The following is a 20,022-nucleotide window of genomic DNA, read 5'->3' as shown; positions in this document are numbered from 1 at the left end:
GGCGACGCCGACGGCGGTACCGCTCCGCCGATCGGGGAGCGGGCCGCCGCCGGCGTCGACGACAGGACGGGTGAAGGGGCGGACGGGGCTATCTGGTCGGCTTCTTGCCGGTGATGCCCAGATGTACCAACAGGGCCAGGTTGGGCTTGAGTTCGGCCTGCTTCACGCCCCAGGTCTGGAAGCCCTTCTGGTGGCCGGCGACCGACGCCAGCATCGCCACCAGGGAGCCGGCCATGGCGGCGGGGTTGACTTCCTTGTCGACCTTGCCCTTGGCCTGGAGCTCCTTCACCGCGTCCGTGAGGGAGTTGGTGACCGAGTTCAGGATCTTCATGCGGATCTTGTAGAACCGCTTGTCCCCCTCGGCCGCGCCGAGGTCCACGACCCGCAGGATCGCGTCGTGCTTCCGCCAGAAGTCCAGGAAGCCTTCGACGAGTTCCTCGGAGGTCTGCCAGCCGGCCTTGCCGACCCACGAGCGGCCGGAGACCAGCTCGGTCAACCCGGCGCCCTCCTTGGCCATTTCCTCCGCGATCTCGAGGACCGCTCCCTCGACGTCCGGGAAGTACTGATAGAACGTCGCGGGTGAAGTACCCGCCTTCCGGGCCACATCGATGACCTTGACGTCCCGGTAGGGCGAGGAGCTGAGCATCTCACCGAGGCAGTCGAGCAGCTTCTGCCGCGTCGCCTGGCCGCGTCGTCCGGCCACGCGGCCGTCGACGGTGCGTACTTGTCCTGTCATGCCGTCAGCTTACCGAGGGGCGATCGGCGCGCGATTCGGCCGAGTGCAAATGGGGTGCGGACCCGCTCCGGGGCGTTCTGCGAGGTGGGCGCGGGTGCGCGGGCCCGGGCGCGGGGGCGGGTTCAAGCCAGGTTGCCGGCGCTCTCCAGGGGACCGGGGGAGCTCCGCACCCGAATAGGCTTATGAACAGCCTGTGGACAACTTCGGTGGACAACCCAGTCACCCCAAGGGTCGCAGGCCCGTAAAGGCCCCGTAAACACCCCTTCCCACCCGTACCGCCCCCGCGCGGGCCGTGCGGGGCCGCCTCCGCCGTCCTAGCGTGGAGTCATGGCCGTACGCATTGAGGGCACCCCCAGCTGGGTGGACGCACAGCTCCCCGACCTGGAAGCGGGCAAGCGCTTCTACGGCGAGCTCTTCGGCTGGACCTTCGACGCCGACCGCGACGAGGCCCTCCTCGACGGGCGCCGCGTCGCCGGACTCGTCCCCAAACGGGACGGCCGCATGCCCACCACCTGGACCCTCTACCTCGCCACCCAGAACGCGGGCACCCTCGCCACCCGCATCAAGGCCGCCGGCGGCCAGATGGTCATGGAGCCCTACCCCGTCGGCCCCTTCGGCGTCCTCGCCCTCGCCGCCGACCCCGGCGGCGCCGTCTTCGGCCTCCGCCAGGCCGGCGACGACGACGGCTTCGCCACCACCAACGAACCGGGCGCCTTCTGCTGGATGGAGGTGTACACCCGCCGCCCCGACGCCGTCGACACCTTCTACGCCACCGTCTTCGGCTACCTCGGCCGCCAGGCCGACGCCGCCGAGGAAGGCCGCGACGCCTCCTTCGACTACCGCGTCTGGTCGCCCCCCGGCTCCCGCCCCGGCGACGACACCGCCTTCGGCGGCCGCGCCGTCATCACCGACGACTTCCCCGCCGAGATGCCCGGCCACATCCTCGTCTACTTCGCCGTCCACGACTGCGACGACGCCTGCGCCACGACCGAACGCCTCGGCGGCCGCATCGCCACCCCGCCCTTCGACACCCCCCACGGCCGCATCGCCGTCCTCCACGACAACCAGGGCGCCCGCTTCGCCGTCCTCTCCGAACCCAAACCCCCGGAGTAACCCCCCCACGGCAGCCACCCGCCCGCCGCCGAAATGACCTGTGACACCGTTCCTAGAGGCCGAGCAGCAGGGGGTCCTGTCGCCAGGCCCCTTGCTCAGCCGCGTGCACCGAACGGTCTTGGGCACGCTGGTCGCCCGCGTTCGCTCCGCGTCCGGGCGGCACGGATCGTGTCCGTGGTCCGGGATCGCGGCGGCGGGGTTCCTCACGCCCGAGGGCGCCCGGTCCGGCCTGGACGGTCCGATGCCCCGCAGCATCACTCCGGTGCTGCGGGGGCGGTGCCGTCCGTCGCCGGATCGGGTGCCCTTGGGCGCGTCGTCCGATCGCCACGGCGGCTGCGTCGTGACGGGTGGTCCTACGGGTCTCGCCGGTGAGCGGTTTCCGCCAGTGCTGGGCGCCCCAGCGGCTGGTGTAGGCCGGGTCGACGGCGATGACCGTGATGCCGCGGGCGGCGGCCATGGAGGTCAGCCGGGACCTGAATCCGCTGGTGGGCATGACGGAGACGAGTTGCCTGAACCGGCGTTTGCGGCCGTGCTTCTCCCGTGTCTTCTCCATCGTGAAGTCGAGGTCTTCGACCGCGATCGCGCGGATGCCGTAGGCCTGTGCCCAGCGGAGGAGGCGGGTGAGGGCGTGGCGGACCTGTGCGTCGCGGTGTCCGGCCGGTCCGTTCAGGGTGAAGGGGAAGCGTCGGGGGCGGCCGATCGGGTTGCCATGGGTGTCGAGGCGCCAGGCAGCGAGGTGGTCGGCGTTCATGTCCACGCCGACCACGCCGCTGGATAGTGCCATGGCCGGGGGGACGGCGGGAGCCGGGGGGATCTGCCAGGACGCGGTCAGGTACCAGCGCCCGCGCTGCGCGTCGTAGTGGATGCGGTAGGCCACCGCCCTGTTCGCCCGGACCCGATCAGTCCACTCCTGACCCCGATGTGCGAACCGCACCCGCCCCGCGGGTACGTACCGGCCGCGAGGTGCGTTTGCCAGGGGCGCGAGCGGGGCCGGGAGCTTGATGCTGACCTCGCCGTCGGGGGCGACGCGGATGGTCTCGTTGCCGAACGGCTTGCCCGACTCGCCGTCGGCCTGGCAGAACCAGCGCTCTGCTTCCCACCGCGTACGCCAGTGAGCCTCGTCGGTTCGTGCCGCTTCGAGGTGGTGGCGGGTGTGGAGTAGTCCTTTCCCGCCGCGCACCACCCGCACGAGGCCCGCCTCCCAATCGGTCCGCGCGGCTACCAGCCTCTCCTCCAGTACTCCGAGGCGTCGTGACTTCACGAACCATTCGTGCTTCGACCGGTACCCGCCTGGGGCCTTCTTCGTCCCCTTCGCTCTGATCGGCTGGGAAAGCCGGTGCCGGATCATCCCGATCCCGGCCTCGAGCCGCTTGATGTGGGCGAGCTGAGAGCGCCGGGCCAGCGCCCACTGGTCATGCGTGGCCCTCGTCAGGCTTCCCGCCCAGCGTGACGACGACATCGGCGTCAGTGATCGCTTGCGCATGGCCCAGGACTCGGCCGAATGGCTCAGCCCCTCGTTGCAACGGGCCCTGAGGTCCCGCGACGCGAGGGAGCCCAGATGTGCACCCACCAGCGCGAGGACCTTTTCGTCCGTGGGCGTGAGGCCGTTGAGGCGAGTGCGGATCGTCACGCCTGACGGCCCCTGGGGCACGAAGGGCGGTTGGATCCGCGCGGTGGGCTTCACGCCACCCACCGTGCCATCGGCACCCGCACAAACGCATAGGTACCGCACACCTACAGCACAACAAGCGACATCTCGAACAACCGCTCGCATTCATTGAAAGGGAACACGTGACACCCCGATCCGCCCCCGGGTTCGCAACCGGGCCCTCGGACAGGAAGAATCAGGGCCACGGGGCCGTACCCTCATGGCCCGTACGGGGAGGTGGCAGGCAAGTGGAACAGCTGACGCAGCACGACCCGAGACGTATCGGGCCCTTCGAGGTGCTGGGCCGGCTCGGCGCGGGCGGGATGGGCCTGGTCTATCTGGCGCGGTCGGCCTCGGGGCGGCGCGTGGCGATCAAGACCGTGCGCACGGAGCTCGCGGAGGACCAGCTGTTCCGGGTCCGCTTCACCCGGGAGGTGGAGGCGGCGCGGGCGGTCTCCGGCTTCTACACGGCCGCCGTCGTCGACGCGGACCCGCGGGCGGCGGTGCCGTGGCTGGCCACGGCGTACGTGCCGGCGCCCTCGCTCGAGGAAATAGTGAACGAGTGCGGGCCGCTGCCGGCCCAGGCGGTGCGGTGGCTGGCGGCCGGTGTCGCGGAGGCCCTGCAGTCCATCCACGGGGCGGGGCTCGTGCACCGTGACCTGAAGCCGTCCAACGTCCTCGTCGTGGAGGACGGCCCGCGGGTGATCGACTTCGGCATCGCGTCGGGGGTGTCCAACACGCGGCTGACGATGACCAACGTCGCCGTCGGAACCCCCGCCTACATGTCGCCCGAGCAGGCCCGCGACTCGCGCAGCGTCACCGGCGCGAGCGACATCTTCTCGCTGGGCTCGATGCTGGTCTTCGCGGCCACCGGCCACGCGCCGTACCACGGTGCCAACCCGGTCGAGACCGTGTTCATGCTGCTGCGCGAAGGGCCCGACCTGGCCGGTCTGCCCGACGAGCTGCGGCCGCTCATCGACTCCTGCATGCAGATGGACGTGACCAGGCGGCCGTCCCCGGCGGACCTCCAGGCGCAGCTGGCCCCGCACCTCTTCGGGCCGGGCAGTGACGACAGCGGGACGGCCTCGGCGTGGCTGCCTCACAGCGCCACGGCCATGATCGAGCGGCGCCGGGGCGGCGGCCGTACGCCGGTGCCGCCGGTTCCGGCGGACCCCCCGGAGGGGTTCGCGGACCCGCGGTTCCCGGACCGGGCGCCCGCGGGCGGCCGGCGTCCCGCGCCCGGCGGTGCCCGGCACCCGGAGCCCGTGGGCGGCCCCGGCGGCCGGCACGCGGGTCCCGCCGAGAGCGCGGGCGGTCCCGTGCGTCTCGGAGGAGCGACGGTGCCGATCGGCCCGGGTCCCCGGGTCGCCGACACCCGGGCGGCGCTCGCCGTCGGCCTGAGCGCCGACGGGGGCCCGGCGACGGGCTGGATCCGTCCGCCCGGCGGCGGTCCGCACGGTGCGGAGCCGGGCCCGGCGCCCGGTTCGCGTCCGCTGAACGTCCCGGCGCAGGGCACCGACCAGACGGCGGCCCCGCAGCCCCCGTCGGAGCCGGGGCACTGGCGTCCGTGGCGTTTCCGCATGTCGAACGACGTGTGGGGGACGCCGGTCGTGGACGGCGACCTGCTGTACGTGACGTCGTTCGAGGTGCACGCCCTGGACACGGGCAGCGGCCGGCGCCAGTTCAAGACGCGGGACGTGGCCTGGTCGATGGCGGTCTCCTCGGGCCGTATCCACGCCTCGGACGGCCCGACGCTGTACGCGCTCGACGCCACCGACGGCGGCGAGCGCTGGCGGCTGCACACGGACGCCTGGGTGTACTCGCTCAAGGTGGACCGGGGCACGGTCGTCACCGGGACGCGGGGTGGCGGGGTGCAGGGCTGGGAGGCCTCCAACGGCGCCAAGCTGTGGGAGATCACCGGCGCCCAGACGGACTTCGAGACCCCGGAGGCGGGGCCCGCCGTGCACGGCGACACCGTGTACGTGTGGCGGGACGCCCGGCTCCAGGCCCTCGACGCCCGTACGGGGGTGGAGCGCTGGTCGTACCCGATCGGCGACGCCGCCTCCTGTGCCAACGTGCCGGTGCGGGTGGCGCCGGCCGAGGACGGCTGCGTGTACGTCTCCGCGGGCACCCGGGTGCTGTCGATCGACATCGCCGGCGGGCACGTCCGCTGGCACTTCGAGGCGCCGGCCGTGTTCCTGTCGCCGCCGGCGTTCGCGCCGGGACCGGCGGTCACGGGCGGCGGGGTGTACCTCTCCGACCACCTCGGCACGGTGTACGCGCTCGACGCCACCACCGGCCAGGACCGCTGGCGCATCGCGACCGAGCCGCGCCAGTCGGCCGAGCCGGTGCTGGTCGCCGACGGCAGCGTGCACGTCGGCAGCGGCAGTGCGCTCTACACGCTCGACGCGGTCACCGGCACTCCCCGGTGGCGGTTCGCGGCGGGCGGCGAGCTGGTCGGCTCGCCGGTCGTCGCCGACGGCCGGGTGCACTTCGGTTCGGCCGACCACGTGCTCTACACCCTGGACGCGACCGGCGGTCAGCTCCGCTGGAAGCTCGCCACCGGCGGCGAGATCACCGGCTCGCCGGTGGTCCGTGGCGGGGTCGTGTACGCGTGCAGCAAGGACCGCTGCGTGTACGCGCTCGACGCGGTCAAGGGCACGGCGACGGGCCGGGGGTCCGGCGCGCGATAGGTCCTGCCCAGCCCGCGGGGCCGGGCTGGGGAATCCGGCGAACCCGCCGCCCGCAGGGTGCTAGCCCTGCGGCGGCGGGTTCTCCCGTTCCTGGTCAGAGGTCGGTACGTCGAAGGTCCGGGTCGGCGCCTGCGGGGCCGAGGCCTGCGGGGGTCGGCCCGGCTCCTCGGGGGTGTCGGGACCGGTCACGGGCGGGCCGTCGAGCGTGGGGTGGGTGGGGCGGTACTCCCGGTCGAGCCGGTCCCGGGCCTTGCGGTCCGCCCGGTGGGCGCGGCTCTCGCGGCGCTCGCGGCTTGGCATGACGAGGGCGCCGAGGAGCAGCAGGACTCCGCCGCCGAAGGCGTTCGCGACGCCGTCGCCGAGGCCCTTGCCGTCGCCGGAGACCACGAGGCTGCCCTCGGCCTGTCCGACCCGGACCATCCAGAAGATCGTGAAGCCGAGGACGACGAGTCCGGCGAGGGCGACGAGCAGGCGGGAGCGGAAGACGACGCCGACGAGGGCGAGCAGGGCGCCGAAGGCGAACGGGAGCAGGATCGAGCCGAGCAGGTCGGGCCGGGCGTCGGTGATGCCGGTGAAGAGTTCGTCGATCGCGTAGTCGCGGCCGTGACGGCCGTCGTACCAGGCACGGAAGGGGCTCCAGACGGCGGCCGTCGCTCCGGCGAGAGCAAGGATCGAGCCGACGACGTTGCGGATCATCGATACGGCCTCCTTGGCGGTCCGGCTCTCGTTCCCGACGCTACGCCGGGTGCGGGGGGCCCGCCACGCGGCACCGGGGCATCCCCTAGGGTGTCGCGGACACGACGAAAAGGAGGGAGGCGGCGATGATACGGACGCGTCTGAAGCTCGCGGCGACGCTGGCGGTGGTGGTGCTCGCGCTGACCGGTTTCCACACCGGGAAGGGCGGCCACGGCAGCAGCGGCGGCAGCGGCGGCAAGAGCGGCAAGAGCGGCAAGAGCCGGAGCCACTCGGACTCGGACGACGACTCGGGCGGCGGCTGCTCCAGCGACGAGAAGAGCAACGACGACTACAGCGGCTCGGGGAGCTCGTCCGGCTCGTCCGGCTCGGGCGAGTACACCTACGACCCCACGCCCTCCGCCTCTCCGACGACGGACGCGATCGTCGAGGTCGTCGACTGCGTGGACCCCGCGCAGAAGAAGCGCAAGGGCAAGCCGGCCCGCAGGGCGGACACCACGGCCACGGTGAGGATCACTTCGGACGACTGGACGGAGAAGACCTTCCGCGTCGTCGTGTACTTCGAGGACGCGGACCGCAAGGAGGTCGACCGGGCCGAGACGACGGTCACGACCGGGCGCACGAAGACCTTCGAGGTGGCGATGGCCCACCCGGGGACCGTCGGGCGGGTGAAGAAGTGCTTCGCCACCGTCATGGGCGAGGTGACGGGGGCCACCCCCGCGGGCACCCCCACCACCCCTTCGCCTACCTCGTCCTGAACTCCGGCCCCCGCCGGGTGAACAGCTCCGCCTGCCGGTCCGAAGGCAGGTTCCCGAGCGTCACCAGGTGCGGGGCGTGGGCGAGGGCCTGGGTGCGGGCCGCCTCCCTGGTGGACCAGAGGGCCCGGACCGTGCCCTGGACGGCCTCGGTGGGGGCGGAGGCGATGACGGCGGCGGCCGCCCGGGCGGCGGCGAGCGCGCCGCCCGTCTCCGTGACCTCGCTGACGAGGCCGGTCTCGTACGCCCGGCGGGCCGAGATCCGCTCGGCGGATCCCATCAGGGCCATCCGGGCGATTTCCCCGTGGGGCATCCGCTGGGCCATGTGGATCGTCTCGAAGGCGCTGACCATGCCGTAGGTGGTGTGCGGGTCGAAGAAGGCGGCGTCCTCGCCGGCGATGAGGAACTCGGCCTCGCCGAGCAGGTAGAAGGCCCCGCCGCAGGCCATGCCCTCGACGGCGGCGATCACCGGTTTCCACAGGTCGTTCGCCTTGGGGCCGATCGCGAGGAGCGGGTCGTCGATCGTGTACGGGGACGAGGGCTGCGGCACGTTCCCGGCGGCGTCCCGGTCGATGCCGGTGCAGAAGGAGCGGCCACCGGCGCCGGTGACGACGATCGCGCGGACCTCGTCCTCGTACCGGAAGCCGCGCCAGACGGCGGCGAGCTCGCGGGCCATGTCCAGGGTGATCGCGTTGTGCTTCGCGGGGCGGTCGAGGGTGACGACCGCGACCCCGGTCTCCTTGTCGCGCTCGACCCGGACGCTCATCCGCGCTCCAGGAGCCAGCGCGGGACGGTGACGCCGTCGATCTCGGTGAAGGCGACCCGCACCGGGGCGCCGATGCGGAGCCGGTCCGGGTCGACCGAGTTCAGGGGGGCGTCCGGGGTGGCGACGACGTTGCCGACGAGGCGGATGCGCGGGGCGTCGGCGAGTTCGACGAGCACCGCGTTGTACGGGGCCTGGGCGGCGTACTCGGGCAGGAGGGGCGGGTGGGGCAGCACGTACGACCAGATCCGGCCCCGGCCGGACATCAGCCGCCATTCGCTGTCGAAGGAGTGGCAGTGCGGGCAGCAGGGGCGGGGCGGGAAGCGGAGCTCGCCGCAGTCGGGGGCCGCGCAGGCCTGGACGCGGAGCTCGCCCCGGGCGGTGTACTCCCAGAAGGGCGCACCGTCCTCGTCGGCGACGGGTGTCAGCATGTCGGGATCAACTCCTCACGCGCGAAGCAGGATGGCCGATGTGGGGACGCCCTCGCCCGCCGTGACCAGGCAGGTGGCGGCGTCGGGGACCTGGGCGGTGGAGGTGCCGCGGAGTTGCTTCACGCCTTCGGTGATGAGGTTGAAGCCGTGGACGTAGGCCTCGCTCAGCCCGCCGCCGCCGGTGTTGAGGGGCAGCCGCCCGCCGATCTCCAGGGCGCCGCCCTCGGTGAACGCGGCGCCCTCTCCTCGGCCGCAGAAGCCGTAGCCCTCCAGGGAGAGCGGTACGAGCGGGGTGAAGGCGTCGTAGATCTGGGCGACGTCGACGTCCTGGGGGCCGAAGTCGGCCTGCTTCCACAGGTGCCGGGCGGCGGTCCAGGCGGGTCCGGAGAGCGGGTCGTCGTTCCAGTAGTTGACCATGCCGTGGTGCTGGGCGGGCAGGCCCTGGGCGGCGGAGTGGACGTAGACGGGTCTCTGCCGGCAGTCGCGGGCCCGTTCGGCGCTCACGATGACGCAGGCGAGGGCCCCGTCGGTCTCCAGGCAGTTGTCGAAGAGGCAGAGGGGTTCGCTGATCCAGCGGGAGGTCATGTACATCTCGCGGGTCAGCGGGCGTTCGTACATGATCGCGGCGGGGTTCTGGTTGGCGCGGTTGCGGCAGGCGAGGGCGACGTTGAAGAGGTGGTCGCGGGTGGCGCCGTACTCGTGCATGTAGCGGCGGGCGAGCATGCCGATCTCGTCGGCGGGGCGGAGCAGCCCGTAGGGGCGGGTCCACTGGCCGGGGGTGGGCAGCTGGACGGCGGTGTTCTTCCAGGGGCGGGGGCCCGAGCCCCGTTTCCTCGACCGCCAGGCGACGCCGACGCTCGCCTGGCCGGTGGCGACGGCGGCGGCGAGGTGGCCGACGGTCGCGCAGGATCCGCCGCCGCCGTACCCCACTTTGGAGAAGAAGGTGACGTCGCCGGCGCCGATCGCCTTGGCGACCTCGACCTCGTCGGTCTCCTCCATCGTGTACGAGGCGAAGCCGTCGACCTCGGAGGGGTCGATCCCGGCGTCGTCGAGGGCGGCGAGGATCGCCCGGCAGGCGAGGGCCTTCTCGGTCTCGGGCAGGTTTTTGGCGAAGGTGGTCTGACCGATTCCGACGATCGCCGTGGCGTCCTTGAGCACCGAACCTCCTCATGGGGCAGCACTGCTGACAGCGCGTCAGGCTACCTCTAATCTGACGGATAGTCAGCTACAGGGAGGTTGGGTATGGACATGCGCGGTGACCTGGAGTGGGCCACGATCCCCGGTCTCGTACGGGCGGCGGCCGAACGGTACGGAAGGCGCGAGGCCGTCGTCGACGGACGGGTCCGCGTCACCTACGCCGAACTCGGCGAACGCGTCGAACGAGCCGCCGCCGCCTGCCTCGCCACCGGGATACGGGTCGGCGACCGCGTCGCGATCTGGGCCCCCAACACCCTCGACTGGATCGTCTCCGCCCTCGGCGCCGTCACCGCCGGCGCCGTCCTCGTCCCCCTGAACACCCGCTTCAAGGGCACCGAGGCGGCCCACGTCCTCCAGCGCTCCCGGGCCCGCCTGCTCTTCGTCACCGGCACCTTCCTCGGCACCTCGTACGTGGCCTCCCTGCGGCGGTCGGGCGTCGAACTCCCGCACCTGGAGAAGGCGGTGGTCCTCGGCGACACCGCGCCCGACGAACCCGGCTGGACGACCTGGAAGGCCTTCCTCGCCGAGGGCGACCGGATCCCCGCCGCCCGGGTCCGCGCCCGCGCCGACGCCGTCGACCCCGAGGACCCCTCCGACATCATCTACACCTCGGGCACCACCGGCCGCCCCAAGGGCGCCGTCATCGGCCACGCCCAGTCCCTGCGCTGCTACGCGATCTGGTCCGAGCTCGCCGGCCTCCGGGAGGACGACCGCTACCTCGTCGTCAACCCCTTCTTCCACACCTTCGGCTACAAGGCCGGCATCCTCGCCTGCCTGATGCGCGGCGCGGTGATCGTCCCCCAGCCCGTCTTCACCGTCGACACCGTCCTCGCCAACATCGCCGCCGAGCGCATCACCGTCCTCCCCGGCCCGCCCACCCTCCACCAGTCCCTCCTCGACCACCCGGCCCGCGGCGCCCACGACCTCTCCTCCCTCCGCCTCGTCGTCACCGGCGCGGCCGTGGTCCCCCTGCGGCTCGTCGAACGCCTCCGCACCGACCTCGGCGTCGGCACGGTCCTCACCGCGTACGGCCTCTCCGAGGCGAGCGGCATCGTCACCATGTGCCGCCGCGACGACCCGGACGCGACCGTCGCCACCACCTCCGGCCGCCCCATCCCCGACACCGAGGTACGGCTCTCCCCGACCGGCGAGGTCCTCGTCCGAGGCCACCACGTCATGCGCGGCTACTTCGAGGACCCGGAGGCGACGGCCGACGCCGTCGACGCCGACGGCTGGCTCCACACCGGCGACGTCGGCGTCCTCGACGACGCCGGCAACCTGCGCATCACCGACCGCCTCAAGGACATGTTCATCGTCGGCGGCTTCAACGCCTACCCCGCCGAGATCGAGCAGCTCATCGGCCTCCACCCCGACATCGCCGACGTCGCCGTCATCGGCGTCCCCGACCCCCGCCTCGGCGAAGTCGGCAAGGCCTACGCCGTCCGCCGCCCCGGCTCCCGCGTCACCGCCGACGACCTCATCGCGTGGTCCCGCCGCGAGATGGCCAACTACAAGGTCCCCCGCCAGGTCGAGTTCGTCACCGAACTCCCGCGCAACGCGAGCGGCAAGGTCGTGAAGGGGGACCTGCGGGCACGGGCATCGGGGTGAGACCGGCGGGCGTGCGCGGCGGGTACGTCCGGCGAACCACGCGAAGAGGGGCCGGGCATCTGCCCGGCCCCTCTTCGCGGTGGTCCGATCGCGTTGCGCACGGGCTCTGCCCGGACGGATCCCCCCTGGTTCCGTCGGGTGTCCCCCGCGTCCGTGTGCTCCCCCGTCGACCGGACCTCCCCGGTCGGCCCCGGCGACTCCCCCGATGGCGCCGCCGCGGCCGTTCTCCCCGTCGGGAATGGTCTACTTGGCCGGCTCCGTGGTGGCGTGCATGTTGTCGGTCGTGGCCGTGCCGGCGCTGCCGTCGATGGGCTCCGTGGTGGCGTGCATGTTGCCGCTGATGCCGAGCTTGTCGGCCACCGAGTCGGTGAGCGGAGCGTCCGTCGCGTGCATGTTCTTGCTGACGATGTCCTCGCCGGTGGCGAGCGTGGTCGGGTCCAGGTCGGCCATGCTGATCAACTCCCGTAAATGACTTCGGATGGGGCGAGTGGGCCCTGCCCTGCCGTTCCCCCGTGGACAGCCGGAGGGCCCACTCGGAGCCGTTCACCCTAGTGCGACGGTGTGACGGCCGTACCACCGACCCGTCTGCCCCCCGACGCGGCGGATCGATGAGTGAAGACTGCCCGACGGTCATAAACGAACGATGAACGGGCAGCTCAGTGGTCAGGCCGCGGCGGTCTCCAACAGCAGGGCCCGTACCTCGGATTCCTCCGGCGAGCCCAGCTCCACGAAGATGCCGAGGGCTTCCTGCCAGCAGACCCGTGCCCGCCCGTGCTGCCCTATCCCGGACAGCGCGCGCCCGAGGACGACGAGGACCTGTCCCCGGCGCCACTCGCCGCCCACTCCCCAGAGGATGGCCAGCGCCATCTCGGAGTTCGACGCGGCCTGGGCGTACCGGCGGGCGGCGATGTCGACCTCGGCGATCCTGAAGAGCGACATGCCTTCCCAGAGGCGCTGCCTGCTGTCCTGGAACACCTCGAGGGCTTCGGCGAGCCGGGCCGCCGCCTCGGCGAGCTGGCCGCCTTGGGTCAGGGCGAGTCCGAGTGCGTAGCGGCCGTTGGCGCCCTTGAGGGAGTGGCCCAGGGCGTCGTACATGTCGGTGCCCCGCTGGGCCAGTTCGACCGCGATGTCCGTCTGGCCCATGGCCAGGTGGATCCGGGAGAGGTTGCACAGGGCGCTGGCCTCGCCGGCCGCGTCGTCGCAGGCGCGGAACGCCGCCGTCGCCTGGGCGAGGAAGCGCTCCCCGTCGGCGTTGCGCCCCTGGTAGAGGGCCATGATGCCGAGGGCGTTGGCCGCCCAGCACAGGGGAAGGTCGTCGCCCGTCGTGGAGGTGAGGTCCATCGCCTCGTGGGCGTGGCCGTCGGCCTCGTCGAAGCGGCCCGCCACGTGCTGGACGTACGCCAGGGTCAGCGCCGCGCGGCCCTCGGCGCGGACGTCCCCCGCCGTGCCCGCTGCCTGCCGTAGGACCGTGGCCACCGCTTCGTACTCGCGGGAGTTGGCGCCTGACTCGGCGAGGTCCAGGGAGGCCCAGAGGAGGTCGACGCCGCGGCGGAGGGTGGTCGGGGAGGAGGCGGACTGGCGGGCGGTGGCGAGGAGGCAGTTGGCCTCGGCGTAGAGCCAGTCCTGGGCGGGGTGGCGGTCGGTGAAGGTGAGGCCGTCATGGGTGGTGGGTTCGAGGTGGTCGACGAGGCGGTCGCCGGGGCGTTCGATGGCGTAGACCCGGGCGGCGGTCGAGAGGTAGAAGTCGAGGAGGCGGGAGAGGGCGGCCTCCTTCTCGGAGGGGGGCTGCTCGTCGCGGTCGGCGCACGCACGCGCGTAGAGGCGGACGAGGTCGTGGTAGCGGTAGCGGCCCGGGGCGGCCGATTCGAGGAGGGACGTGTCGACGAGGGCTTCGAGGAGGTCCTCGGTGTCCCAGGCCGGGAGGTCGAGGACCGCCGAGGCCGCCGCGAGGGAGATGTCGGGTCCGTCGGCGAGGCCGAGGAGACGGAAGGCGCGGGCCTGGGCGGGTTCGAGCTGGCCGTAGCCGAGTTCGAAGGTGGCCTTGACGGCGAGGTCGCCGGCCTGGAGTTCGTCGAGGCGGCGGCGCTCGTCGGCGAGCTTGGCGGCGAGGACGGAGACGGTCCAGGTGCGGCGGGCCGCGAGGCGGGACGCGGCGATGCGGATCGCGAGGGGGAGGAAGCCGCAGGCGGCGACGACGTCGAGCGCGGCCTCCCGCTCGGATCCGACCCGCTCCTCGCCGACGATCCTGGTGAAGAGCTGGAGCGCCTCCTCGGGGGACATCACGTCCAGGTCGACGAGGTGCGCGCCCGCCAGGTCGACCATCCGGATCCGGCTGGTGACGAGGGCCGCGCAGCCCGCGGTGCCGGGCAGGAGCGGGCGGATCTGGGCGGCGTCCCGCGCGTTGTCGAGGAGGACGAGGACCCGGCGTCCGTCGAGCGTCGAGCGGTAGAGCGCGGCCCGGTCGTCGAGGGAGTCGGGGATGGCGGAGTCGGCGGTGCCGAGGGCGCGGAGGAACGAGCCGAGGACCGTCTCGGGCGCGGCGGCGCGGTTGCCGGCGCCCTGGAGGTCGACGTACAGCTGGCCGTCGGGGAAGTGCGGGCGGGCCTCGTGGGCGACGTGTACGGCGAGCGTGGTCTTGCCGACGCCGCCGATGCCCGCGAGCGCGGAGACCGCCATGACGTGGCCCTCGGCGGTGGCGAGGCGGGCGCCGAGTTCCCGTACGAAGGAGGCGCGGCCGGTGAAGTCGGGGACCGTGGCCGGCAGTTGGGCGGGGCGGGCGACGGGCGCCGCGGCCGGTGCGGGTTCCTCGACCGGGCGGGCGAGTTCGGCGTCGGCCTGGAGGATGCGCTGCTGGAGTCGGGAGAGTTCGGGCGTGGGGTCGACGCCGAGCTCGTCGGCGAGGAGCCGGCGCGTGTCCGCGTACACGGCGAGCGCCTCGGCCTGCCGTCCGCTGCGGTAGAGGGCGAGCATGAGCAGTTCGCGGAGCCGCTCGCGCAGCGGGTGCGCGGCGGTCAGCGCGGTCAGTTCGGAGACGGCCTCCGCGTGCGCGCCGACCTCCAGGTCGATGTCCAGGCGGGTTTCCAGGAGGGTGAGCCGCCATTCCTCCAGGCGGGTCCGCTGCGTCTCGGCGTACGGCCCCGGTACGGAGGCCAGCACCTCGCCGTCCCACAAGTCGAGGGCCGCGGCCAGCCGCTCCCGGGCGCCCGCCCGGTCCCCGCCCGCCCGCAGCTTCTCGGCCTCGGCGGCCAGCTCCTGGGCGGTCGTGACGTCGAGCGCGGCGGCGGAGGTGCGGAGCGCGTACCCGCCGGACTCGCTGACCAGGACCTTCGGGTCGAGCGCCTTGCGCAGGCGGGACGCGTACGTCCGGACCGCCGCGAGCGCCTGCGACGGCGGCTCCTCGCCCCACAGGGCGTCGATCAGCTCGTGTGCGGTGGCCGTCCGGCCGCCCCTGAGCAGGAGGGCGGCGAGCAGCGCCCGCTGCTGCGGCGACCCGGTGGGTACGGGCTCGCCGTCCCGCCATGCCCGTACGGGTCCGAGCACACCGAAGCGGAGGAGCCCGGGAGCGCCGGAGCCCGCCGCACCGGAACCCGCGTCGGCCTCCGCCCCGGCCTCTGCGCCCGCGCCGCCGGCCGCGGCCGTCCTCGGAGCCCGCTGCACCGGAACTCGCGGCCCGTTCTCACGGTCCATCGCTCCCCCTGCCCCTACCGCTGGTTTCGCCCAGGACAGTCTGCCTTGTCCGGAGCGGGTCCGTCAGCATCGGGTCGGCCGTAGTGCGGCCGTAGTGCGGCCGTAGTGGGGCCGTAGTGGGGCCGTGGTGCGGGCGTCGTGCGGCTGTCGTGTGGGCGTTGTGAGGGCGTTCTGCGTTCCACTAGCTGACGGGTCGTCAGATCGGCGCTACCGTGAAACCCATGGAGACCTTCCCGAAGATCATCTCGGTGGACGACCACACCGTGGAGCCCCCGCACGTCTGGCGGGACCGGCTCCCGTCGCGGTACCACGACACCGGACCGAGGATCGTCCGCGCACCGCTGAGGGAGATGACCTTCCTCGGCGGGAAGTTCGCCCCGGTCATGGGGGCGAAGGGGGACGAGGGACCGATCGGCGACTGGTGGGTGTACGAGGACCTGCACCGGCCGCTGACCCGGCTCGACACCGCCGTCGGCTACGACCGTGACGAGATACGGCTCGAAGTCATCACGTACGAGCAGATGCGGCCCGGCTCGCACTCCGTGCCCGAGCGGCTGGCCGACATGGACGTCAACCACGTCCAGTCCGCGCTGTGCTTCCCGACGTTCCCCCGCTTCTGCGGGCAGACGTTCACCGAGGCGGCCGACCGGGAGCTCGGACTGCTCTGCGTCCGCGCGTACAACGACTGGATGGTCGAGGAGTGGTGCGGGCCGGAGGCGCACGGCCGGCTGATCCCGCTCACGCTCATCCCGCTCTGGGACCCCGAGCTCGCCGCCGCCGAGGTGCGGCGCAACGCGGCGCGGGGGGTGCGGGCGGTGGCGTTCTCCGAGATCCCGCCGCACCTGGGGCTCCCCTCGGTCCACACGGACCACTGGGACCCGTTCTTCCGGGCGTGCGACGAGACCGGCACGGTCATTGCCATGCACATCGGCTCGTCGAGCCGGATGCCGTCGACCTCGGCGGACGCGCCGCCGGCCGTCGGCTCCACGATCACCTTCGCGAACTGCTGCTTCTCGATGGTCGACTGGCTGATGAGCGGCAAGTTCGAGCGCTTCCCGAACCTCCGGATCATGTACGCGGAGGGGCAGATCGGGTGGATCCCGTACATCCTGGAGCGCGCCGACGTCGTCTGGGAGGAGAACCGCGGCTGGGGCGGGGTCGCCGAGAAGGTGCTGCGCCCGCCGTCCGAGCTCTTCGCGGGCCACGTCTTCGGCTGCTTCTTCGACGACGCCTTCGGGCTCCGCAACCTCGACGCCATCGGCGCGGGCAACGTCCTGTACGAGACCGACTACCCGCACTCCGACTCCACCTGGCCCAAGTCCCGCGAGGTCGGCGAGGCCCAGATGGGGCACCTGGACCCCGATGTCGTCGAGCGCATCGTGCGCGGCAACGCGATCGACCTGCTCGGACTGACGCCGGAGGGGCTCTGGCGGCCGTAACCCTTGTCTGATGAGCCGTCAGGTACGAGCATGGCCTCCGGTCACCGTATCTGACGGTTTGTCATATCGAGGGGGTTCCCATGGTCGTCTACGGGATGCAGCTGCCCGTCCAGTCGCAGTCCGGCCTCTACGCCGAACCGTGGGAGGCGGCCGCCGGCCCGGCGGACCTCCTCGCCGTGGCCCGCGCCGCCGAGGCGCACGGGTTCGACTACCTCGCGAGCTGCGACCACGTGGCCATCCCCCGGCGGCTGGCCGGGGCGATGAGCACGGTCTGGTACGACCCGGTGGCGACGCTGTCCTTCCTGGCGGCCGCCACCGAGCGCGTCCGGCTCCTCGCCCACGTGGCCGTCGTCGGACTGCGGCATCCGCTCGTCACGGCCAAGGCGTACGCGACGGTCGACCACCTCTCCGGCGGGCGGCTGGTCCTCGGGGTCGGCGCCGGGCACGTACAGGAGGAGTTCGAGGCGCTCGGAGTGGACTTCGCGCGCCGGGGCGCGGTGCTCGACGAGACCGTCGACGCGCTGAGGGCGGCCCTCGGACCGGAGGAGTACCCCGAGCACCTGGGGGAGCGGTTCGCGTTCAAGGACCTCGGACAGCTGCCCCGGCCCGCACAGGAGCGGGTCCCGCTCTGGGTGGGCGGGTCCTCGCCGGCCGCCGTGCGCCGGGCGGCACTCAAGGGGGACGGCTGGCTGCCGCAGGGCGACCCGCGGGACGAGCTCGCCGACCAGATCGGACGGCTGCTCGCGGTCCGCGCGGACGCGGGGATCGAGGAGCCGATCACGGTCGGCGCGATCACCGAGGCGCTGTACGTCGGCGCGCCCGGCTGGGAGGTCGGCCGGCGGACCCTGAGCGGCCGGCCGGAGGAGCTCGCCGCCTCCCTGCGGGCGTACGGGGAGATGGGCGTCCACCAGATCCAGGTGCGGTTCCGGTCCCGGAGCCGCACCGAACTCATCGACCAGATGGCGGCCTTCGGCGCGGAGGTCGCACCCCACCTGAACTGAGGAGCGTGGCAGGCATGGGCAAGCTCGACGGGCGGGTCGTCCTCGTCACCGGAGCGGCACGCGGGCAGGGCGAGCAGGAGGCGCGGCTCTTCGCCGCCGAGGGGGCGAAGGTCGTCCTCGGGGACGTCCTCGACGACGCCGGCGAGGCGCTGGCCAAGGAGCTGGGGGAGGAGCGGGCGGCCTTCGTCCACCTGGACGTCACCAGCGAGGAGGAGTGGGCCGCCGCGGTGGCCGTCGCCAAGGCCCGGTTCGGCAGGATCGACGGGCTCGTGAACAACGCCGGCATCCTCCGCTTCAACGAACTGCTCTCCACCCCCCTGGAGGAGTTCCAGGCGATCGTGTCGGTCAACCAGACCGGCTGCTTCCTCGGCATCCGCACGGTCGCGCCCGAGATCGCGGCGGCCGGCGGCGGCACCATCGTGAACACCGCCTCCTACACGGGGCTCACCGGCATGGCCGGGGTCGGCGCGTACGCGGCCTCCAAGCACGCCGTCCTCGGGCTCACCCGGGTCGCGGCCCTGGAGCTGGCCGCCAAGGGGATCCGGGTGAACGCGGTCTGTCCGGGAGCCATCGACACCCCGATGAGCAACCCGGAGGGCGTGGACCCGTCGGCCACCGCCGAGCTCTACCGCAAGCTCGTCCCGCTCGGGCGGATCGGCCGCCCCGACGAGGTGGCGGCCCTGGCGCTCTTCCTGACCGCGGACGACTCGGCGTACATCACCGGCCAGCCGTTCGTGATCGACGGCGGCTGGCTGGCGGGTGTGAGCCTTTTCTGACGGGCCATCAGGTAGTGCGGCGCCGGGTATTGACCGCGCTCGCCCCGCGGTGCGACAGTCGGGCACATCACAGATCTGACGGTTCGTCAGAAACAAGAGGACGGTGAACCCCCTTGGAATTCGGGATCTTCGTACAGGGATACGTCGGCAAGCGCGCCGAGACCGATCCCGAAGCCGAGCACAAGGCCCTCATGGAGGAGACCGAGTACGTCATCCAGGCGGACAAGTCCGGGTTCAAGTACGCCTGGGCCTCCGAGCACCACTTCCTGGAGGAGTACTCCCACCTCTCCGCCAACGACGTCTACCTCGGCTACCTCGCCCACGCCACCGAGCGCATCCACCTCGGCTCCGGCATCTTCAACCCCCTCGCCCCGGTCAACCACCCGGTCAAGGTCGCCGAGAAGGTCGCCATGCTCGACCACCTCTCCGCCGGCCGCTTCGAGTTCGGCTCCGGCCGCGGCGCGGGCTCCCACGAGATCCTCGGGTTCATGCCGGGCATCACCGACATGAACCACACCAAGGAACTCTGGGAAGAGACCATCGCCGAGTTCCCCAAGATGTGGCTCCAGGACGAGTACGCCGGCTTCCAGGGCAAACACTGGTCACTCCCGCCCCGCAAGATCCTCCCCAAGCCGTACGGCAAGTCCCACCCCGCCATGTGGTACGCCGCAGGGTCCCCCTCCTCCTACGCCATGGCCGCCAAGAAGGGCCTCGGCGTCCTCGGCTTCAGCGTCCAGAAGGTCTCCGACATGGAGTGGGTCGTCGACTCGTACAAGACGGCCATCAAGGAAGCCAAGGCCATCGGCGACTTCGTCAACGACAACGTCATGGTGACCTCCACGGCCATCTGCGCCGAGACCCACGACAAGGCCGTCGAGATCGCCGTCGGCGGCGGACTGAACTACCTCCAGTCCCTCCTCTTCCGCTACCACGACACCTTCCCCCGGCCCGAAGGCGTCCCCGAGTGGCCCGAACTCCTCCCCGAGTACTCCGCCGAGATCATCGAACTCCTCATCCAAGAAGAGCTCATGATCTGCGGCGACCCCTCCGAAGTCCTCGCCCAGTGCAAGCGCTGGGAGCAGGCCGGGGCCGACCAGCTCTCCTTCGGCCTCCCCATCGGCATCTCCTACGAGGACACCATGAACTCCATCAAACTCATCGGCGAACACGTCATCCCCAAGATCGACACCGACCCCATCCACCGCACCACCCGCTTCCGCCAATCCACCACCCCCTGACCCGCCTCTTTTGGGTGCCCTGCCCCGGACTTCCCCCGGCGCCAGGCCCGGGGCCTTGCGCCCGCTTTCCCCAGGGCTCGGCCCGGGGCCCTGCGCCCGCCTTCCGCGGGGCCTGGCCCCGCGGGGGCCAGGCCCCAGGCCCCGGGCTCCCGGTGCCCCCGTGCGGGCCGCGCCCGTCGCGCGGCACGCGACCGGTACCTCGGCCGGTGCCGCCGCCGGCGCCTCCGGGCGGGGGCGACGCCTC

16 protein-coding genes are annotated in these 20,022 nt (G+C 72.5%); 8 read left to right on the top strand and 8 right to left on the bottom strand.

The genetic code is table 11. The features are described from left to right. Positions 1-88: 88 nt before the first annotated feature. Positions 89-736: a TetR family transcriptional regulator gene (locus MRBLMG1_RS15255; RefSeq protein WP_055642901.1), complete on the bottom strand. Its 648-nt coding sequence runs from the start codon at positions 734-736 to the stop codon at positions 89-91. A gap of 327 nt (positions 737-1,063) precedes the next feature. Here MRBLMG1_RS15255 and MRBLMG1_RS15250 point away from each other — a divergent pair, with 327 nt between their 5' ends. Further along, entirely contained in the window at positions 1,064-1,849 is a 786-nt protein-coding gene (locus tag MRBLMG1_RS15250; RefSeq protein ID WP_367824539.1) for a VOC family protein, read from the top strand. A gap of 52 nt (positions 1,850-1,901) precedes the next feature. Here the strand turns inward: MRBLMG1_RS15250 and MRBLMG1_RS15245 are convergent, their stop codons facing one another. Beyond that, on the bottom strand, positions 1,902-3,479 hold the full coding sequence (locus MRBLMG1_RS15245) for an IS200/IS605 family accessory protein TnpB-related protein (RefSeq protein WP_414721584.1): 1,578 nt from the start codon (positions 3,477-3,479) through the stop codon (positions 1,902-1,904). 266 nt (positions 3,480-3,745) lie between these two features. Between MRBLMG1_RS15245 and MRBLMG1_RS15240 the strand changes: the two genes are divergently transcribed. Next, positions 3,746-6,190, top strand: coding sequence for a PQQ-binding-like beta-propeller repeat protein (locus MRBLMG1_RS15240; RefSeq protein WP_367824537.1), 2,445 nt, complete (start codon positions 3,746-3,748; stop codon positions 6,188-6,190). Positions 6,191-6,250: 60 nt separating this feature from the next. Here the strand turns inward: MRBLMG1_RS15240 and MRBLMG1_RS15235 are convergent, their stop codons facing one another. Then, positions 6,251-6,886, bottom strand: coding sequence for a hypothetical protein (locus MRBLMG1_RS15235; RefSeq protein WP_367824536.1), 636 nt, complete (start codon positions 6,884-6,886; stop codon positions 6,251-6,253). A 125-nt stretch (positions 6,887-7,011) separates the two neighbouring features. On the opposite strand from MRBLMG1_RS15235, the gene MRBLMG1_RS15230 reads away from it, so the two are divergent. Next, on the top strand, positions 7,012-7,641 hold the full coding sequence (locus MRBLMG1_RS15230; RefSeq protein WP_367824535.1) for a hypothetical protein: 630 nt from the start codon (positions 7,012-7,014) through the stop codon (positions 7,639-7,641). On the opposite strand, the gene MRBLMG1_RS15225 is transcribed toward MRBLMG1_RS15230, so the two are convergent. The 3 genes from MRBLMG1_RS15225 to MRBLMG1_RS15215 are packed head-to-tail and all read right to left on the bottom strand — an operon-like array spanning position 7,628 to position 9,990. Further along, positions 7,628-8,404 carry an enoyl-CoA hydratase/isomerase family protein gene (locus MRBLMG1_RS15225; RefSeq protein ID WP_367824534.1) on the bottom strand — a complete coding sequence of 259 codons (777 nt, stop codon included), beginning with the start codon at positions 8,402-8,404 and terminating at the stop codon, positions 7,628-7,630. The two genes, MRBLMG1_RS15230 and MRBLMG1_RS15225, sit on opposite strands and share 14 nt — an antisense overlap. Beyond that, complete coding sequence (locus tag MRBLMG1_RS15220) at positions 8,401-8,832, bottom strand: Zn-ribbon domain-containing OB-fold protein (protein ID WP_367824533.1); 432 nt, start codon at positions 8,830-8,832, stop codon at positions 8,401-8,403. The genes MRBLMG1_RS15225 and MRBLMG1_RS15220 overlap by 4 nt, the downstream gene beginning before the upstream one ends. Positions 8,833-8,847: 15 nt before the next feature. Next, positions 8,848-9,990 (bottom strand): lipid-transfer protein, encoded by a 1,143-nt coding sequence (locus tag MRBLMG1_RS15215; RefSeq protein ID WP_367824532.1) that lies wholly within the window; start codon positions 9,988-9,990, stop codon positions 8,848-8,850. A gap of 90 nt (positions 9,991-10,080) precedes the next feature. Between MRBLMG1_RS15215 and MRBLMG1_RS15210 the strand changes: the two genes are divergently transcribed. Beyond that, complete coding sequence (locus tag MRBLMG1_RS15210) at positions 10,081-11,637, top strand: FadD3 family acyl-CoA ligase (RefSeq protein ID WP_367824622.1); 1,557 nt, start codon at positions 10,081-10,083, stop codon at positions 11,635-11,637. Positions 11,638-11,880: 243 nt separating this feature from the next. Here the strand turns inward: MRBLMG1_RS15210 and MRBLMG1_RS15205 are convergent, their stop codons facing one another. Continuing rightward, on the bottom strand, positions 11,881-12,087 hold the full coding sequence (locus MRBLMG1_RS15205; RefSeq protein ID WP_367824531.1) for a hypothetical protein: 207 nt from the start codon (positions 12,085-12,087) through the stop codon (positions 11,881-11,883). A 213-nt stretch (positions 12,088-12,300) separates the two neighbouring features. Next, the gene (locus MRBLMG1_RS15200; protein WP_367824530.1) at positions 12,301-15,324 is read right to left on the bottom strand and encodes an AfsR/SARP family transcriptional regulator; all 3,024 of its coding nucleotides are present in this window, start codon (positions 15,322-15,324) and stop codon (positions 12,301-12,303) included. Positions 15,325-15,545: 221 nt separating this feature from the next. On the opposite strand from MRBLMG1_RS15200, the gene MRBLMG1_RS15195 reads away from it, so the two are divergent. From MRBLMG1_RS15195 to MRBLMG1_RS15180, 4 genes are all read left to right on the top strand, one after another. Beyond that, on the top strand, positions 15,546-16,763 hold the full coding sequence (locus MRBLMG1_RS15195; protein WP_367824529.1) for an amidohydrolase family protein: 1,218 nt from the start codon (positions 15,546-15,548) through the stop codon (positions 16,761-16,763). Between the two features lie 80 nt (positions 16,764-16,843). Next, positions 16,844-17,764, top strand: a complete 921-nt coding sequence (locus MRBLMG1_RS15190) for a TIGR03619 family F420-dependent LLM class oxidoreductase (RefSeq protein ID WP_367824528.1) — start codon at positions 16,844-16,846, stop codon at positions 17,762-17,764. 14 nt (positions 17,765-17,778) lie between these two features. Further along, positions 17,779-18,540, top strand: coding sequence for an SDR family NAD(P)-dependent oxidoreductase (locus MRBLMG1_RS15185; RefSeq protein WP_367824527.1), 762 nt, complete (start codon positions 17,779-17,781; stop codon positions 18,538-18,540). A gap of 113 nt (positions 18,541-18,653) precedes the next feature. Beyond that, complete coding sequence (locus MRBLMG1_RS15180; RefSeq protein ID WP_367824526.1) at positions 18,654-19,778, top strand: LLM class flavin-dependent oxidoreductase; 1,125 nt, start codon at positions 18,654-18,656, stop codon at positions 19,776-19,778. The last annotated feature ends 244 nt before the right edge of the window (positions 19,779-20,022 follow it).

This window comes from Streptomyces sp. LMG1-1-1.1 (genome assembly GCF_040815545.1).
Classification (GTDB): domain Bacteria; phylum Actinomycetota; class Actinomycetes; order Streptomycetales; family Streptomycetaceae; genus Streptomyces.
This window is presented reverse-complemented; position numbering and strand designations above follow the sequence as displayed.

Coding starts and splice junctions, on each gene's coding strand:
- MRBLMG1_RS15185 (WP_367824527.1), top strand. CDS start 17,779: ATGGGCAAGCTCGACGGGCGGGTCGTCCTCGTCACCGGAGCGGCACGC.
- MRBLMG1_RS15220 (WP_367824533.1), bottom strand. CDS start 8,832: ATGCTGACACCCGTCGCCGACGAGGACGGTGCGCCCTTCTGGGAGTAC.
- MRBLMG1_RS15200 (WP_367824530.1), bottom strand. CDS start 15,324: ATGGACCGTGAGAACGGGCCGCGAGTTCCGGTGCAGCGGGCTCCGAGG.
- MRBLMG1_RS15255 (WP_055642901.1), bottom strand. CDS start 736: ATGACAGGACAAGTACGCACCGTCGACGGCCGCGTGGCCGGACGACGC.
- MRBLMG1_RS15250 (WP_367824539.1), top strand. CDS start 1,064: ATGGCCGTACGCATTGAGGGCACCCCCAGCTGGGTGGACGCACAGCTC.
- MRBLMG1_RS15225 (WP_367824534.1), bottom strand. CDS start 8,404: ATGAGCGTCCGGGTCGAGCGCGACAAGGAGACCGGGGTCGCGGTCGTC.
- MRBLMG1_RS15190 (WP_367824528.1), top strand. CDS start 16,844: ATGGTCGTCTACGGGATGCAGCTGCCCGTCCAGTCGCAGTCCGGCCTC.
- MRBLMG1_RS15235 (WP_367824536.1), bottom strand. CDS start 6,886: ATGATCCGCAACGTCGTCGGCTCGATCCTTGCTCTCGCCGGAGCGACG.
- MRBLMG1_RS15210 (WP_367824622.1), top strand. CDS start 10,081: ATGCGCGGTGACCTGGAGTGGGCCACGATCCCCGGTCTCGTACGGGCG.
- MRBLMG1_RS15230 (WP_367824535.1), top strand. CDS start 7,012: ATGATACGGACGCGTCTGAAGCTCGCGGCGACGCTGGCGGTGGTGGTG.
- MRBLMG1_RS15195 (WP_367824529.1), top strand. CDS start 15,546: ATGGAGACCTTCCCGAAGATCATCTCGGTGGACGACCACACCGTGGAG.
- MRBLMG1_RS15205 (WP_367824531.1), bottom strand. CDS start 12,087: ATGGCCGACCTGGACCCGACCACGCTCGCCACCGGCGAGGACATCGTC.